The organism is Rhodothermaceae bacterium (assembly GCA_009838195.1).
Classification (GTDB): domain Bacteria; phylum Bacteroidota; class Rhodothermia; order Rhodothermales; family Bin80; genus Bin80.
This window is the reverse complement of record VXSC01000045.1, coordinates 1-16,808: the sequence shown is the minus strand read 5'-3', so window position 1 is coordinate 16,808 and position 16,808 is coordinate 1. Positions and strand designations below refer to the sequence as shown.

The 16,808-nt window shown below is 51.4% G+C and carries 14 protein-coding genes, 1 tRNA gene and 1 pseudogene; 1 reads left to right on the top strand and 15 read right to left on the bottom strand.

Features of this window, described 5'->3' with window-relative positions:
• Positions 1-415 precede the first annotated feature (415 nt).
• A complete protein-coding gene (uvrA, locus tag F4Y64_10460) occupies positions 416-3,256 on the bottom strand; it encodes an excinuclease ABC subunit UvrA (protein ID MXX98019.1) in 2,841 nt (946 codons plus the stop codon).
• Positions 3,257-3,277: 21 nt separating this feature from the next.
• On the bottom strand, positions 3,278-3,580 hold the full coding sequence (locus F4Y64_10455) for a DNA-directed RNA polymerase subunit omega (GenBank protein ID MXX98018.1): 303 nt from the start codon (positions 3,578-3,580) through the stop codon (positions 3,278-3,280).
• Positions 3,581-3,621: 41 nt separating this feature from the next.
• Here F4Y64_10455 and F4Y64_10450 point away from each other — a divergent pair, with 41 nt between their 5' ends.
• Entirely contained in the window at positions 3,622-4,113 is a 492-nt protein-coding gene (locus F4Y64_10450) for a hypothetical protein (GenBank protein ID MXX98017.1), read from the top strand.
• 68 nt (positions 4,114-4,181) lie between these two features.
• On the opposite strand, the gene F4Y64_10445 is transcribed toward F4Y64_10450, so the two are convergent.
• From F4Y64_10445 to F4Y64_10385, 13 genes and pseudogenes are all read right to left on the bottom strand, one after another.
• Entirely contained in the window at positions 4,182-4,928 is a 747-nt protein-coding gene (locus tag F4Y64_10445) for an ABC transporter ATP-binding protein (protein ID MXX98016.1), read from the bottom strand.
• Between the two features lies 1 nt (position 4,929).
• Entirely contained in the window at positions 4,930-6,300 is a 1,371-nt protein-coding gene (locus F4Y64_10440; protein MXX98015.1) for an efflux RND transporter periplasmic adaptor subunit, read from the bottom strand.
• Positions 6,301-7,653: a TolC family protein gene (locus F4Y64_10435; protein ID MXX98014.1), complete on the bottom strand. Its 1,353-nt coding sequence runs from the start codon at positions 7,651-7,653 to the stop codon at positions 6,301-6,303.
• A 176-nt stretch (positions 7,654-7,829) separates the two neighbouring features.
• On the bottom strand, positions 7,830-8,669 hold the full coding sequence (locus tag F4Y64_10430; GenBank protein ID MXX98013.1) for an RNA polymerase sigma factor RpoD/SigA: 840 nt from the start codon (positions 8,667-8,669) through the stop codon (positions 7,830-7,832).
• A gap of 107 nt (positions 8,670-8,776) precedes the next feature.
• Positions 8,777-11,143: a choice-of-anchor B family protein gene (locus F4Y64_10425; GenBank protein MXX98012.1), complete on the bottom strand. Its 2,367-nt coding sequence runs from the start codon at positions 11,141-11,143 to the stop codon at positions 8,777-8,779.
• A pseudogene (locus F4Y64_10420) lies at positions 11,130-11,258 on the bottom strand (RNA polymerase subunit sigma). The gene F4Y64_10425 and the pseudogene F4Y64_10420 overlap by 14 nt, the downstream one beginning before the upstream one ends.
• Before the next feature lie 124 nt (positions 11,259-11,382).
• Positions 11,383-12,654 (bottom strand): choice-of-anchor B family protein, encoded by a 1,272-nt coding sequence (locus tag F4Y64_10415; protein ID MXX98011.1) that lies wholly within the window; start codon positions 12,652-12,654, stop codon positions 11,383-11,385.
• On the bottom strand, positions 12,572-13,759 hold the full coding sequence (locus F4Y64_10410; GenBank protein ID MXX98010.1) for a hypothetical protein: 1,188 nt from the start codon (positions 13,757-13,759) through the stop codon (positions 12,572-12,574). Before F4Y64_10410 ends, F4Y64_10415 begins: the two co-directional genes overlap by 83 nt.
• Positions 13,760-13,766: 7 nt before the next feature.
• Positions 13,767-13,843 (bottom strand) — tRNA-Val (locus F4Y64_10405).
• A complete protein-coding gene (locus F4Y64_10400; GenBank protein MXX98009.1) occupies positions 13,834-14,292 on the bottom strand; it encodes a hypothetical protein in 459 nt (152 codons plus the stop codon). Before F4Y64_10400 ends, F4Y64_10405 begins: the two co-directional genes overlap by 10 nt.
• Positions 14,293-14,455: 163 nt before the next feature.
• Positions 14,456-15,526: a DNA polymerase III subunit delta gene (gene holA, locus F4Y64_10395; GenBank protein ID MXX98008.1), complete on the bottom strand. Its 1,071-nt coding sequence runs from the start codon at positions 15,524-15,526 to the stop codon at positions 14,456-14,458.
• A 6-nt stretch (positions 15,527-15,532) separates the two neighbouring features.
• A complete protein-coding gene (locus F4Y64_10390) occupies positions 15,533-15,985 on the bottom strand; it encodes a hypothetical protein (protein ID MXX98007.1) in 453 nt (150 codons plus the stop codon).
• Positions 15,978-16,688 carry an NADH-quinone oxidoreductase subunit I gene (locus tag F4Y64_10385; GenBank protein ID MXX98006.1) on the bottom strand — a complete coding sequence of 237 codons (711 nt, stop codon included), beginning with the start codon at positions 16,686-16,688 and terminating at the stop codon, positions 15,978-15,980. The genes F4Y64_10390 and F4Y64_10385 overlap by 8 nt, the downstream gene beginning before the upstream one ends.
• Between the last annotated feature and the right edge of the window lie 120 nt (positions 16,689-16,808).

Genomic DNA, 16,808 nt, shown 5'->3' with positions numbered 1-16,808 from the left:
AGACCCTTCATGACACCACCTATCCGGCTATCAACTATTTTTCGGGCAAGCACTACGTACTGGCATGCAGAACGATGCCCGGGGATTCAAGGACTTCGTGCTCGGCATCGCTCCTGTGGTGCGAACGAACTTACGTTGCAGATCACGCGATTTTTCGCCTAGATGCGGGCTTTAATGGAGAACAGACCTACCTTCCGCCGGAGGCGGAAGAGGAGAGGGCCATAGCATGTGATTCACTCGTAACGATGATACAGGTCAATGGCACAATTCTGATCAGACGGGATAAAGAAGAACATCGTCCGATCGCTCGGAGAAACCACGGATGATTTACTGGGCATTAGTAGAGTTTACAGCCTACGATGAAAGCTCCTGACAGCTTCGCGGTTGAAGAGATCCGGCTGTTTGGATTCCCAGATTACTTCTTGCGCCTTTCAGGAAGGATTTCTCGGAGCAACTCTCCGGTATAGGTCTTTTGACGACTCATCTCTTCGGGAGTACCGGCAAAAAGAATTCGGCCTCCCTCCTCGCCTCCTTCCGGGCCCATGTCCACGATGTAATCTGCAACCTTGATCACATCCGGATTATGCTCAATCACGAGTACCGTATTGCCTTTGTCAACCAACTTCTGCAACACATCCAACAGCAAACGAATATCCTCAAAGTGTAGTCCCGTAGTCGGTTCATCAAACAGATAAAGCGTGTTCCCACGTCCGATACGCGAAAGCTCTTTTGCCAGCTTCACTCGCTGCGCTTCCCCACCGGAAATTGTAGTGGACGGCTGCCCCAAACGTATATAACCAAGACCCACCGAGAGAAGTGTGTCTAGTTTCCGCGCGATCTTAGGGACATTAGCAAAGAAGGCTGCTGCCTCGGTTACGCGCATATCCAAAATTTCGGAAATCGTTTTACCCTTGTAGAATACTTCCAGGGTATCCTGATTATAGCGTCTTCCCTGACAGGTTTCACACTCCAAATACACATCGGAAAGAAAGCTCATCTCCAAACGTTCCACCCCCGCACCCGAACAGCTTTCACACCTGCCGCCACTCACATTAAATGAAAACCGTCCCGGCTTATAGCCGCGTGCCTGTGCCAACGGTAAACTGGCAAATAATTCCCGGATTGCAGTAAACAAAGTGATATACGTAGCCGGATTGGATCTGGGCGTTCGCCCAATGGGCTTTTGATTAATATTCACCACCTTATCAATATGTTGCAACCCACTCAATCTCTCATGGGGCAGCGCTTTACTTTCAATGCGATCACTGAAGAGTTCGTTGAGTGCAGGAACTAGCGTTTGATTGATTAAAGAGCTTTTTCCTGAACCACTGACACCCGTCACACAAATAAATGCACTGACCGGAAGCTTGAGAGTCACATTCTTCAGGTTATTCCCCGTAGCTCCGGTGAGTACGACAGCCTTCCTCTTATCCACCTTGCGGCGCTGTTTCGGAATCTCAATACAGCGTTCTCCAGTGAGATACGGGAGCGTGAGCCCCTTCACATCACTGCCATTTTGCGACAATGCATTGGGAGGACCTGAGCACACAACCTTTCCACCCTGGTCACCAGCACCGGGGCCCAAATCAATGAGATGATCCGCCGCCTCGATCATGTCACGATCATGCTCAACAACCAGAACTGAATTCCCCAGATCTCGCAATCGTCGCAGGGATGCAATCAGGCGCCGATTATCTCTGGCATGCAATCCAATAGATGGCTCATCCAACACATACAGAACTCCCGTCAACTGAGTACCAATCTGAGTAGCCAGGCGAATGCGCTGGCTTTCTCCACCAGATAACGTAACCGCCGGTCGGTCTAGGGTTAGATAACCAACCCCGACATCGATCATAAACGACAGACGCTCCTGGACTTCCTTGATAATTGGTACAGCAATTTGCGCCTGCCGCCTGCTAAAACTCACCGTATCCAGGAACTCGCGCAATCGGATCAGATTCATCTGAGCCAGATCCGAAATGGTCTTGCCACTGATCCTGTAAGAGAGTGCCTCCTTGGATAAACGACCTCCATTGCACGAAGGGCATGTTTGATTTGTCCTGTACACCTCCATTTTTGTCTGCTCTTTCCGACTAGCCCATTTGTAGATTTGGTCCAACTCAACAAAAAGACCTCTGGCAAGCACAAATCGGCTGGCACTTCCGCGAATAACGCCATCAGGAGCCCCGTGGAGGACTTCGTCCCAAGCAGTCTTACTAATATCTTCTACTGGCGTCGTCAACTTATACCCGTGCTTCTTAAGGATCTTCTCTGCTCCCGTGAAGAACATAGAATGAATCCAGGGATCCAGGAATTCGACCGCTCCGCCCTGAAGACTCGTTGAAGGGTACGGAACCAGCATGGACGCGTCCCAAGTTTCACAGACTCCCAAGCCGTTGCACATTTTACAGGCGCTTGAGGGAGCATTAAAAGAAAAGGTTTTGGGAGCCGCCTCCTGAAACGATTTACCGGTCTCGGGATCATACAGGTAACGACTGAAAATTCGGTCTTTTTTCTCTTGCTCTGCGATAATCAAAACCCCCTCCCCCAATCCCAGGGCCGTTTTGACGGACGCTGCAATCCGGTCATCCATCCCTTCCTCAATTAGCAGGCGATCCACAACCACCTCAATGGTATGCACTTTATACCGCGCAACCTGCATACCTAGAGTGATATCCCGAATCTTGCCGTCAATCCGGACCTTCACATACCCCTGACGGGATACTCTCTCAAAAAGCTCCCTATAGTGCCCCTTACGATCCTTTACCACCGGTGCCAGGATTTCGATTTTTGCCCCAACTGAGTAGGCTTGGACGGCTTCTATAATTTCATCCGTGGATTGGCGTACAAGCGGTTTACCTGACTTCGCTGAAAAAGATGTAGCCGCGCGCGCATACAACAGGCGCAAAAAATCATACACTTCGGTGATGGTACCGACCGTCGAGCGTGGGTTGCGGGAGACGGTCTTCTGGTCAATTGAAATCACCGGTGAGAGCCCCTCTATGTGATCTACATCGGGGCGCTCGGGCATTCCCACAAACTGCCTCGCATATGCGCTGAGGCTCTCCATATAACGCCGCTGCCCTTCAGAGTAGATCGTGTCAAACGCCAGGGAACTCTTCCCGGAGCCCGAAAGGCCGGTTACCACGACGAGGGCATCGCGCGGAATATCCACATCAATACTTTGCAGGTTGTGCACGCGCGCACCCCTGACCACGATGTATTCTGTTCCGCCTTCGTGCTGTAGGCCATCCATAGGTCGGCCCATCTTTCGAATCTAGCCCAGGATCTCTGAGGTGGGATCCCTAAAGTAGACTTCGGAATTAAACATCTCCCCAATTGCAACCTCTGTAGGTTTTGGCTGCACCTCGTGCTCAATGGATATTTTACGTTGCTCTTCTTGGAACTGTGGATCTTCCAGTTCTGGGTCAAACCCTTCGAAGTATGCCAGGCGTGTGTCCAGGTCCGACTTCATCCTGATCGCAACCTGGCGGGAGCGTTTGGACAGGATTGCAACAGTCTCAAACAGGTTACCTGTCTGATCGACCAGTTTATCTACATCAACAGTTTTGATCGCCATAAAAGTGGTGCCATTCATTCTAACAGCCCAGTGATACCCCCATGCAAAGACTTAGTTTCTTTTTTGGATTGATATTTTTGCTTGTAGTGCTCGCAAGTTGTGAAACTGAACAACAGGCACCCGAACTCACAGAAGAAGATCTTGCAGAACTCGTTCCATACGTATCCCTGGGTCGTGGGGTACAGGCATCCCTGGACACGACCACCACGCGTATGATCTCAGAGCTAAGTATCTGGTTGGCCTATACGGATTCACTTCGACCGCTTTTGCCCTTTACATCGGTGGACTTTGGAATAGAAATGGTCCTTCTGGCAGCGGTAGATGTGAATTCCGCGGGATATGACCTGCGCTTTGAGTCTGTTGAGAGCCTCCGGGATACCGTCGTAGCGACGTATCGCTTATTCTCTCCAGGAACAGATTGCCGGCCTTCTTACGCTCCCGGTGTACCTTTCGAAGCCATCCGGATTCCACGAGCACATACCGCGGTACGATTTGTACGGGTGGACGAAGCGGTCGACTGTGCCCCATCATGAGAAAAATGATGGGGTGACGGCAGCTTCAAGGAATTTACCGCACTCCCCCTCGGCGACTCATCGGCATCTCAGGCCACCGCCGCCGATACATCTTTGTGGGCCAGGATTGGCTTTTCAACCCGCACATCGCTTTCTATGAGGCCATCCCGCAAGCGGACGATGCGCCGTGCATGATGCGCAACTTCTTCTTCGTGCGTTACGACCATGAGCGTATTTCCTCTCCGAAAGAGCGTCTCAAAGAGCAGCATAATTTCCCGGCCTGTCTTGGTATCCAGGTTTCCGGTGGGCTCATCGGCCAGGACCAATGCAGGATTATTGACCAAAGCACGAGCAACCGCAACGCGCTGACGCTGCCCGCCCGACAATTCGTTTGGCTTGTGGGTGATCCGATCCGACAGTCCAACCTGATCCAGTGCACGCTCAGCCATCTGTTTGCGCTGGCCTCTTGTTTTTCCACTATAGATGAGCGGAAGTTCTACATTCTGAAGGCAGTTCACGCGGGGCAACAGATTGAAGGTTTGGAATACGAATCCAACTTCACGATTACGAATCTCCGCCAATTCATCATCCGCCATTTCACCTACGTTCTCTCCTCGAAGAAAATAGCTCCCCTCAGATGGTGTATCCAGACAACCAATCATGTTCATGAGCGTTGACTTGCCGGAACCGCTCGGCCCCATGACTGCCACATACTCATTCGGATGGACATCCATACTAACTCCGTCAAGGGCACGCACGACCTCCGTACCCATCGGGTAGATTTTCTTGACGTCACGCAGCCGAATTAGAGGCTGGCTGTTTGCTCCGTTGTTCATCCTAGAGTGACCGACCGGCGCCGCGTTCTTCAACTAGGTCTCCATCATCCAATTCACGGCTGACCGCACTATAGGGACCATTCACGACCCGATTCCCTTCTTCCAACCCCGATTTGATTTCAATGAACTGATCATCTGAGATTCCCGTCTCGACGATTGTGGCGGTTACGTTCATCGTTTCATCTACAACGAACACCATCCGCTGCAGGTCTTCTTCCCCACCGACCGTGATATCCGGCTTCACTTCTTCCTCATCACCAGCTGTGGTATCCGCTTCTGCTGCAGTGCTTCGTGCCCGCTTGATTGCGTTGAAGTCCCGTACGGTTACGGCTTGAATCGGAATCGAAAGGACTTCCTGAACCGTGTTCGTAAAGATGTCAACGGTGCCACTCATACCTGGGCGGAAACTAGGATAATCCTCCGTTGCCGGTGTCTCACCAGCGAGTCCCGCATCTGCCATGCCCATGGCTCTGGCCTCGGCATTATGGGGATCAAGGATCCGGACCTTGACGGGGAAATTTGTAACCTGCTCCTGGAAAGTACTTCCTTGGAGTCGGGCTGAGTTTGCAATTTCTGTGACCACTCCTTTGAATATGCGATTGGGGTAGGCATCCACTTCAATCGAAGCTGTATCCCCAAGAGCGACATTGACCACATCGTTTTCACTGACTTCGACCTCTAACTCCATTTGGTCCAGGCGAGCCACTTTCATGACAGTGGTCCCTGCCTGTAGCTCATTCCCAGTTACGCGTTCTCCCAATTCAATATCCAACTGGCTCACGGTACCAGACATTGGTGCATAGAGCGCCGTTTTTCTGAGTTGCTCCTGGGACTCCCTCAGGCGTGCCTGTGCACTTTCCACGTTAAACCTTGCCGCATCTACGTTTGCCTGTGCAACCTTGTATTGAGTATCACTCTGCTCATATTGATCAAGGGGAATCACTTCCGCCTCATAAAGCTGGCGCTGTCGATCCAACGTCTGTTCCTGCAGCAGGAGGTTCGCTTCCTGTTGCGACAAATTTGCTTTAGCCTGCGATAGCTGTGCCTCGGCCTGCTCTACCTGAGCTTCATAAAAATCGGACTTGATCCGCGCCAGAAGTTCTCCTCTCTGAACCTGTTGCCCCTCCACCACGGGGAGTTGGACGATCTCACCGGAGACATCCGGACTGATGATGATTTCCACTTCCGGCTGGACGCGGCCGGAAGCCGTCACCGTCTGCGTCACGGTCCGCGTTTCCACGGTAACAATTTCTACCCGCGTTGCATTGGGGCCACTCAGGCGGCGCCCCACGAGGCCAAGGATTACGAGAAGGATCACGGCGATCCCGATAATGATCAGGATTGTACGTGTACGGTTTTTTTTCTTTGCCATTTATTCAAATAATGGGAGACTCGGATTCAGTTCGCCGGTATAGTAGCTGATCAGGCGTTTGCGCACGAAGATGGTGTAGCGCGCAGCCACTGCATCCTGAGAAGCCTGTACAAAATCAGATTGTGCCTGTGTAAGCTCAACCAAGGTCGCTGCCCCGACATTATAGCGCTCGCGGGTCGCTTCCAGTGCCTGCTCACGGAACGCTAATTGCCGCTGAGTTACTTCAAGTTCTTTTTGTGCAGTAAGGTAGTCCAAATACGCCTGACGTACTTCTACCCCGATCTGCTGCTGGGTGGCTTCAACATTGATCCTTGCATTCTCGTACACAACTCGGGCCCGCTGAACCTGAGAGCGTGTCCGGAGACGATTGAAGACCGGTAGATTCAGGGAAAGTGAGATTGACTGCGAACGATTATTGTCGAGCTGTTGACCAAAATTGAATCGCTCAATCCCGCTGTTGAAGCTTGTCCCGGCACCGGCCGAGAAGCTTAGTTGCGGCATCATACTGCTCCGGGCTACTCGCAACCCCTGCTCCGCTGCATCCACGGAAACTTCTTGCGAGCGTAAATCTCCGCGCTGCAGCTGCGCACGCTCATAGAGATCTCGCAGATCATATTCTTCTGGCACCAGTAGCTCATCCGACAAGTCTGGGATTACAAATTCGTAATCGCCCAGTGGATCCAACCGCAAAACCTGAAGCAAATTCGCTTCGGATATCTGAGCCAACTGCTCAGTCTGCAATATTGCAAGCTCTGCCGATTCTACTGCTGCCTGTTGCTGATACAGGTCAGATACCGGACGCGTACCAACCCGTACAAATTCTTCGATCTGAGCCAAAAGTTGCTGTGCAGCCACCAAATTTTCTTCCTGTACCGCAATCTGCTCAGAAGCCTGGATATACGCAAGAAATTGGCTGGCGACCTGAAATACTACTAGTTGGCGCTGACGCTCAAGTGCCAAGTCTGCGGCAGTCACATTCAGTCGGCTCTCACGAAGATTTGCCTGACTCTGAAACCCATCAAACAGGGTCAGAGACGTGAATGCATTTACATTGAAGCGAGTGTTCGCCGTTGTGCGAAGTTCCCCCACATTCGTGTCGAACGACAGCCCGAAATTGGTTCCTGTACCTGAACTTACATTGAAACTCGGGAAAAACGCTGCCCGTGCGGAGTGCACGCCAATCTCACTCAGCCGTACCTGATTGACGCTCTGCCGCAGCTGCGTATTCTGATCCAAGGCAATTCGTACTGCCTCTTCAAAAGTGATGGTTTGTTGAGCTTTTGGAACGGAAACGAGGATCAGGGCGGTCAGGAGACTCACATAAAAACTGCGTGACAGGACTCGAATAGTCATGAGTGCGCTTAATTGGATGGATTCAAGAACGACAACTTTTTGAGGGTAGATTAGCGCCGCGTCAGCGCCTGTATGTACGAAGGCTTATCACGGTTGTTACACTCTAGGGCCTATGCAACATCAAATCTACCTTATTACGTGACCACAGCGAAAGTCCCTAACCAATCGAACGATGTCTACCTTGCGTGAAATTTCAGGTTTTCCCGGCGATGTTTTTGGCGAAGTTTCCGGATTGCTTTTTCTTTGATCTGGCGTACCCGCTCCCTCGTTAAATCAAATCGGTGGCCAATTTCTTCCAGTGTCAGCGGATGTTCACGTCCAACTCCAAAAAATAGTCGGGTGATTTCCGCCTCACGGGGGCAAAGACCACTGAGTGCGACTTCAATATCAATCTTCAGAGATTCTCCTTGGAGGGATTCATCGGGAGGAGTAACCTCGTCGCTGGGTAGGATGTCCAGAAGGCTATTTTCATCCTCATCGTTAAAGGGGGCATCCATCGATAGATGCCGGCTCGTCCGCTGCATCGCATTGCGGACCTTTTCTATATCAATCTGTAGATCCGCCGACAGTTCTTCCAGGTTCGGATCCCGTTCATGCTGTTGCGAAAGCCGGGCACTGCTCTTGCGAATCTTGCTGATCGTGCCAATCTGATTCAGAGGCAGACGTACGACTCGGCCCTGCTCTGCCAGAGCCTGAAGGATCGACTGGCGAATCCACCACACGGCATAGGAGATAAACTTGAACCCGCGTGTTTCATCAAAGCGTTTGGCCGCTTTGATGAGGCCATAGTTCCCTTCATTGATCAAATCAGTGAGATGCAGGCCCTGTCCCTGAAATTTTTTTGCCACCGAAACGACGAAGCGGAGGTTGGCACGAGTCAGCTTCAGGAGCGCTTCCTCGTCACCTTGTTTGATCCGCCGGGCTAACTCCGCCTCTTCAGCGGGAGTCACTAGGTCAATCTGACCAATTTCCTTCAGATACTGGTCCAGCATTCGCTGGCGACGTGGGACGTACATGTGGGTGCGACTCCGGTAAGTTTGTCTCAGATTTTACAGCTAAAACTGAATCAGGAAAAGGTTTACACAAATAAGCCTAACAATGATCCAAGCCTAAAGATTTACGCCTAAATATCTACGGGTTGCTTCTTCAAAATGAACACCCCTTCCCTGCGACTCGTCACGACGATAATTCCGCTCTCAAAGTACGGGAAGCTGCTCCAGGTTCCATTAAATCCGGCCTCATCCGTCCCATACGGAGTGGTGTCGAAGTGTCCAATCTCAACAGGATCCTCTGGTGAGGACACATCAATGATGCGCAAACCACTCGCATTATTGGTCTGGTACATCAGATTGCCATGTACATACAGATTGTGATCCGTCGCTGAGGTGGGTCCATAGAACTCACGAATCATGATCGGATCACTTAGATCTCTCACATCCCAAACTAGGGTGCGTGTTTTATGAACTTTGCCCTGGATTTCATCAAGCTCATCATTCTGGAAAAAATAAGAATGATCCTCTGTGAGCCAGCCCTGGTGCACGTATGCAGCATCAGGATAGGAACCGGTTCCGATTGCGACCGGGTTTTCTTTGTCCGTCACATCTGATATACTGATTGCCGTTTCATTGGCACCGAAGCAAATTTCACGTCCGGCGTATTCGCTGTCCGGCCCATTGTAAATCACACACTGCGCATCATGGCTATATCCGGTCTTGCGGCGTCCGGTTGTCTCGTCTGCAAAGCACCCGACAAAGACAGGGGCCTGGGGTTCACGGATATCAATCATGTGCAACCCTCCGCCACAGGTTTCTCCTCCGGCGGAAGCTCCCACCGCAAAGGCAAACCCCGTTTCTTCATTAATGACAATATTGTGAGCGCTGTGGATACGGTCGTAATGTGCCGTTGCCTCAAACTCCACCGGAGTATCGACGAGTCCTCTAAGTTGTGTCAGATCAAAGATCTGCATGCCATGCTCCCGGGCACCGTCGGCAACAATAAATGCGTGATCCTTATACACCTTGATATCCCGCCAAGTACTGCCTGGTGAGCCTTCTGTGCGAGGCAGGGTTCCCAAGTACCTAGGGTTTGATGGAGCACTCAAATCAATAAAGACCGTCCCCTCAAGATGGCCGATCAAACCATATTCAATTCCGGTTTCGGGATCTGTCCATCCCCACACATCGCTCAGGCGCACCCCGCGATTCATCTCCATTTCTTCATTCGGCAGAAAAGAGACCAGGTCCACGAGCCCGCAATCAAACCCTTCCGCCTGTCCATCATCACACAGGATGTCGGCTTTGCGCGGCATGTGCTCATGAACATAAAACAGTTCTTGGACCATCTCCCACGCACCGCTATTGAATTCCAGCAATTCCGCGATTCCTTCTCCATACGCAGCATTCGGGGATCCAACTGCCATTACACTTCCATCTACGGCAACTGTGGACATGGGTGAGAAGGCGACTCCCGGAACTGTGGTGTACTCAGATTCCGAATCTTCACCTTCCCGTACGGTATAGACCCGTAAATTTTCTTCTGCGTCACGAGGCCCAAACACGGGGAATCCAATAACGATCCGCAGAGGATCCTGAATCTCAACCTGTGAACCAAAAAAGAATCCGGGGGCATCGTCCTCTGGAGAAAGAATTTTTATCCTTTCCCATCCTGAATCTTCCGCATGGTGCCAGACAACAACTGCACCCTTTCTCGAATTATGTCGGGGGGCTCCGATCACTGCACGCTCCCCCCTCAGATCCAAGGTCACTCCATACATGGATTCTGCGCTCAGCTCTCCACAGGGCAGCGTTGCAGACAATTCCCACCCGTCGGCTCGATACTCGTACAGGTATGAGGTACAAAGTTCAGGCGAACCGATCAAGAGGCGGCCCTGATCCATCGAAAGTGCACTCCCATACATGGATACAGATGACTCTCCGGGTTCTTCAAGAATCGTCCTTTTGACCCACGTTCCTTCCGGGTTCTTCTGAAAGAGGTGGACCTGGCCATCGGATCCATCGGCCTGCGAGGAGCCTATGGCAAGCCACCCGTCATCCAGCGCAAGAGCAGTACCAAACGTGCTGTTATCCTCTGCCCCCAGCCGATCTGTCTGCACAAAATGGTCCGTCTCAGGATCCAGTTCAAACACGTATACCGTGGACTGATCTGCAACCGCCAGTGTTCCGTCCCCATATCCAATTGTATGGCCGAATCCATCCCCTACATGGGCCTGCCCATGCAATGAATTTTTCCAAACCCATTTCTGGTTCTCGCCCCGCACATAGACATGAACCATCCCGTGGGTTTCAAACCCACCCGACTCTGAAATAAAGAGATAGCCATCCCCGGCAGTAATCGCTCTACCAAACCGATCAGCCAGATCAGTGGGATTGGCCCAGGTCGCGGATACTACGAAGAAAGTAAACAGGTATAAGGCAAGAGATTTGCGCATTACTCTTGAATAAGTCATGGTTCGTTGGTGGATCCCGTTCATACTGTTGCGAAGGCCGAGCACTACTCTTATGAATCTCACTGATCGTGCCGATCTGATTCAGAGACAGGCGTACGACCCGACCCTACTCCGCCAAAGCTTAGAAGACTGACCGGCGACACGGGCCGTGCATAGGTGTGCGCGACTCCGATAAAATATGTCTCAAATTTTGCAGATGGGCTGAATTAGAAAAAGGTTTACACGGATAGGCCGAACAATGATCCAAGCCAAAAGACCTACGCCTAAATATCTGCGGATTGCTTCTTCAAAATAAACACGCCTTCCCGGATACTGGTCACGACAATAATTCCACTTTCAAAGAATGGATAGCTGCCCAAGGTTCCATCGTACCCGGCCCCATTCGCCCCGTACGGGGTGGTGTCGAAGTATCCAATCTCAACCGGATTCTCTGGTGAGGACACATCAATGATGCGCAAACCACTCTTGTAATTGGTCTGGTACATCAGATTGTCGCGTATATACAGGTTGTGATCCGTCGCTGAAGTAGGTCCATAGAACTCACGAATCATGATGGGATCACTTAGATCCCTCACATCCCAAATCAGGGTGCGTGTTTTATCAACCTTGTCGTATTGTTCATCGAGCTCATCATTCTGGAAAAAATAGGAATGATCTTCTGTGAGCCAGCCTTGGTGCACATACGCAGCACCAGGATAGGAGCCAGTTCCAATTGCAATTGGGTTTTCTTTGTCCGTCACATCTGATATACTGATTGCCGTTTCATTGGCACCGAAGCAAATTTCACGTCCGGCGTATTCGCTGTCCGGCCCATTGTAAATCACACACTGCGCATCATGGCTATATCCGGTCTTGCGGCGTCCGGTTGTCTCGTCTGCAAAGCACCCGACAAAGACAGGGGCCTGGGGTTCACGGATATCAATCATGTGCAACCCTCCGCCACAGGTTTCTCCTCCTTCAGAAACTCCCACGGCAAAAGCAAACCCCGTCTCTTCATTAATGACAATATTATGAGCACTGTGGATCTGGCTGTAATGTGCCGTCGCCTCGAACTCCACCGGAGTATCGACGAGTCCTCTGAGTTGCGTCAGGTCAAAGATCTGCATACCATGCTCCTGGGCCATATCAGCAACGATAAATGCGTGGTTCTTATACACCTTAATATCCCGCCAGATACTTGCCGATGAGCCTTCTGTACGAGGCAGGGTGCCCAGATATCTAGGGTTCGATGGAGTACTCAAATCAATGAAGACCGTCCCTTCAAGATGGCCGATCAAACCATATTCAATTCCGGTTTCCGGATCTGTCCATCCCCACAAATCACTCAGGAGTACCCCACGATTCATCCCCATTTCTTCATTCGGCAGAAACGAAACCAGGTCAACAAGCCCACAATCAAACTCATCTGCCCGCCCGTCATCACACCGGACGTCAGCTCTACGGGGTATGTGCCTATATACATAATAAAGTTCTTGGACGGCCTCCCACCCACCCACCGCCATTGAATTCCAGCAGTTCCGCACTCCCTTCTCCATACGCAGCACCGGGGAATCCAATTGCCATTAAATTTCCATCCACGGCAACCGGGGACGCACCTGAGACAACGATTCCTGGAACTATGGTGTACCCAGGTTTCGAATCCTGATCGTCCTGGACGGCATAGATCCGCAAATTTTTTTCCACGTCACCGTCGCCTCCAGGCAGTCCTCCACGCACAGGAACTCCAGGTATTCCTCCAAACACCGGGAATCCAACAACGATCCGCAGAGAATCCTGAATTTCGACCTGTGAACCAAAAGAGGATCCGGTGGCATCCTCCTCTGGAGTAAGAACTTTTATCTTTTTCCACCCCGAATCTCCCACATGCTGCCAGACAACGACGGCGCCTTTTTTCGAATTGTGTCGGGGGGCTCCGATCACTGCACGCTCTCCCCGCAGGTCCAAGGTCATCCCATACATGGATTCCGCACTCATTTCCCCACACAGCAACGTTGCAGACAATCCCCATCCGTCGGATTGGTACTCATACAGGTATGCAGTACAAAGTCCGGGTGAGCCGATCAGGAGGCGTCCCTGATTCATCGCAAGTGCAATCCCATACATGGATGCGGCTGACTCTCCAGGTTCCTCAAGAATCGCCCTTCTGACCCATGTTCCTTCCCGGTTCTTCCGAAAGAGGTGGACATGACGAGTGGATCCATTTGGCTGTGAGGAGCCCACAGCAAGCCATCCATCATCCAGTGCAAGAGCACTGCCAAACCATTCCGCGTATTTTGACTCCAGCCGTCCCGTCTGCACAAAGCGGTCCGTCTCAGGATCCACCTCAAACACGTACACTGCAGATCCCTCTGAAACCGCCAGTACTCCGTCCCCATACCCAATTGTATTGCCGTATCTACCCCCTACATGCAAGGAGTCTTGCCAAACCCATTTCTGGTCTTCTCCTCGTACATAAACGTGAACCATCGATGGAGATTCAAACCCGGCCATCTCCGATACAAAAAGATAGCCATCCCCCGTAGCAATCGCTCTACCAAACCAATCAGCCAGATCCGTGGGGTTGGCCCAGGTCGAGGTTACTACGAAGAAAGCAAACAGATATGGGGCAAGAGATCTGCGCATCACCTGTGAACAAGTCATGATTCGTTGGTGGGCCCTACGGGATTCGAACCTGTGACCTCTCGCGTGTGAGGCGAGCGCTCTAAACCACTGAGCTAAGAGCCCGTAGCCGGAGAGATTTCCGTCAACGGCCCGCTGTTAACGCGCTTAATTTGACTGGGGTCCTGAATCTGAGCCTCTGCAATCGGGCTCGCCGCACTGCGCACTCCAGACATGGGTGCGGGAATATACTGAGAAGTCCCTGCCACAAGTGCTGCTGCCAGAGCGATTGCCGCCGCTGTTCCAACCAGAATACTGGTATGCGGTGGGCGCACCGGGGTCGCGAATGGAAGGCATTGCGATAAACGTACGCGAACTCTCTTCCGCAAATCTTTCGGTGCCCGAAAGCTATGTTCGCTCAGTAGCCGCCGGGTACCACGCAAGTGCTTGACTTTCTTTGCAAGTCTGGAATCACATTCCAAGCACTCCTCAAACACTGTGCGGACCGAGTAATCCATTGTGCCATCAACGTACTCACATAGGAACTCGTCCATCCAGGAGACTCGATTCAACATGATGTGCGGAAGTAGCGATGTAGCATACGATCAGATGTTAAAAGTCAATGAGGTGTGAGCCTGCACAATAGGACATAATGAAAGCTAAACCCGAATGTTTCCAAGTTTTCCAAGTGATTACTAGGATAATTTGCAGAATGTTCACAAAATCTCCACAAAAGTCTCAACGCGCGTGATGCTGTAAAGGTTCTGCCAGCAACCGTGTAATGAAAAGCGTCATAATTGAACGGGGGCTACGCTTGGAAAACCCTTTGATTTCACTATCGGTACTCAAAAGCAGTTGTATGGCCCGCTTGACTTCCGGGAGGGGCCAGCTGCTGACGGCCTCGTGATACCGACGGAGCATGTTCGGAGCTACTCCAATTCGTTTGGCAAGATCTGCCTGACGCAAATTATCTCGTAGAGAGTCATGCAATTTCAAGAGCCTCATGAAATAACTGCTCAGTACTGCCACAATCCGCAGCGCTTCCCCCTGCCGGGAAGAAGCCCCAAGAAGCAATTGTTCTGTGATCCTGTGTGCATCCACTGCTCTACGCTGGATGATGGCATCCTGAAGTTCGAACACGTTGATTTCGCGGGTTTGCCCACTGGCTTGCAGCACATCTTGTCTCGTAATCACCTTCGGCTCCCGTGCACCGACATAGGTGATCAACTTTTCAACTTCCTGAGCGAGTAATGCCATTCCTGTACCCAAGAACTCTACCAGCAAGTCCTGCACTCTCCCTTCTAGATCATAGCCGCGAGCTTGAGCATACTCACGCACAAACTGTGCAGCCTGGTTACGCCACAGCGAAGCGAACTCCACAACCTGGACTGCTTTTGTGTTCTTCTTTAGCGCCATGTAGGGATTCACGTTGAATCTCGGACGTGTCCCGCATATCAGGAGGACGATTGCGGCGAGGTTTGGCTGCTTAGCTACGCTCGCAAACAGCTTATTATTTTTAAGCTGGTCGAATCCCCTGATCACAACAATACGGCGCTCTGCCAGCATGGGAGCCATCTGGCACATATTCAATACAGACTGAATAGTCACATCAGCCCCATGAACCACATCAAGGTTAAAGTCCCGATCTTCTTCTGGTAGTGCACGCGCAATCAGAACTTTCTGAAGTTGATCGGGCAGATACGACTCATCTCCGTACAGAAGATAGATTGGCTTGTATTGCCCTTCCAGAAAATCCCGTCGCAGATCTTTATAGATCTCCAATGCCGATTTTCTGTACTTCCTGGACATTTTCTGTTATGAGTGGGACCGATAAAGCTTCTGCGCGACTTCCCGAAGTGTATCTGCATCAGCATGCGAAGCTCTCAGAAGAAGTTGATACACATCCATCCCGTCCGCCACCTCTTGTGTCCAATCCTGTGGCTTCAGCCTCCCTGCTGCTGCAATGACCGACTGTCGCGCCGCTTCCACCTCTGTCAGAATCTCTTCCATGGGGCGACGATTCCAGTCCACCTCCGCCGCTGCCCGGGAGCGTTTTTCCCTGTATAATTTTTCCAGGGCAGGAAGGATTTCATTTCGATCCCGCATAATGATTGAACCATAGCACTGCTTCACCGACGGCCCGCGCTCTGTATTTGTGATCTGCGCTTCGTGCAGGCGTGAAGTAATACTCCGCAAGGAGACGATCTCGTCTAACAGGTAGTTTAGCTGATCCAGCAGCTCACCGCGCCGTCCCTCCAACTCAGACATTGTCTGAAGAAGGGCGACCTTCCCAGGTGTTCTCTGTCGCAATCGGTTCCTCTGGACGTAGATGGGTATTCTTTAGGGCCGGCATTTCCTTCTGAGCCAACTCACGTACGAGATGGCGGTCCCTTAAACTGTGCAGGTTATTGTCTTTGCGGTGCTGCCAAGGCTCAGCATTCTCCTGCTGATTACGGGCTTGCTCCAAATATTCAAGTCTTTCCGTGAGTCTCTCTGAAGGAACCAGGAGTCGATCCAACCCAAAGATCGCTTCATCCCGCCCATGGAAGGTGAGGTCATATTCTTTTGACATCACAATTGCTTCTTCAGGACATACCTCCTCACAGAACCCGCAATAGATGCAGCGAAGCATATTGATTTCAAACCAAGCAGGTTCACGCTCCTTACTACTATTGGGATCATCCACTTCACGCGACTGCATGGAGATGGCCATAGGCGGACAGGCCTTGGCACAAAGATTACAGGACACGCAACGCGGCTTCCCCTCTTCTTCCACTAGCACCGGGCGTCCACGGTAGGAGTCCGGTGGCTCCCATAGCTCATCTGGATACTCAGTCGTGTACGTCGGTTCTTTCACCATCTTCCGAAAACTGTAGGCCAAGCCCTTGAAAATCTCCGGCAGATACAGTCGCTCCCAGAAGTTTAGCTTACGCTCGTTTTCGGTCTTGGTGTTCTTCGGTACCCCAGGCATAGAATTTTGGTTGCCGATCCGTCCCTGAATATCACATCAGGCAGCGATTGTTCCACTATTCCTCCTTTGGTGATTTGCGCCGAAACGCCAAGGTTACGGGGACCCCCTCAAACCCGTACG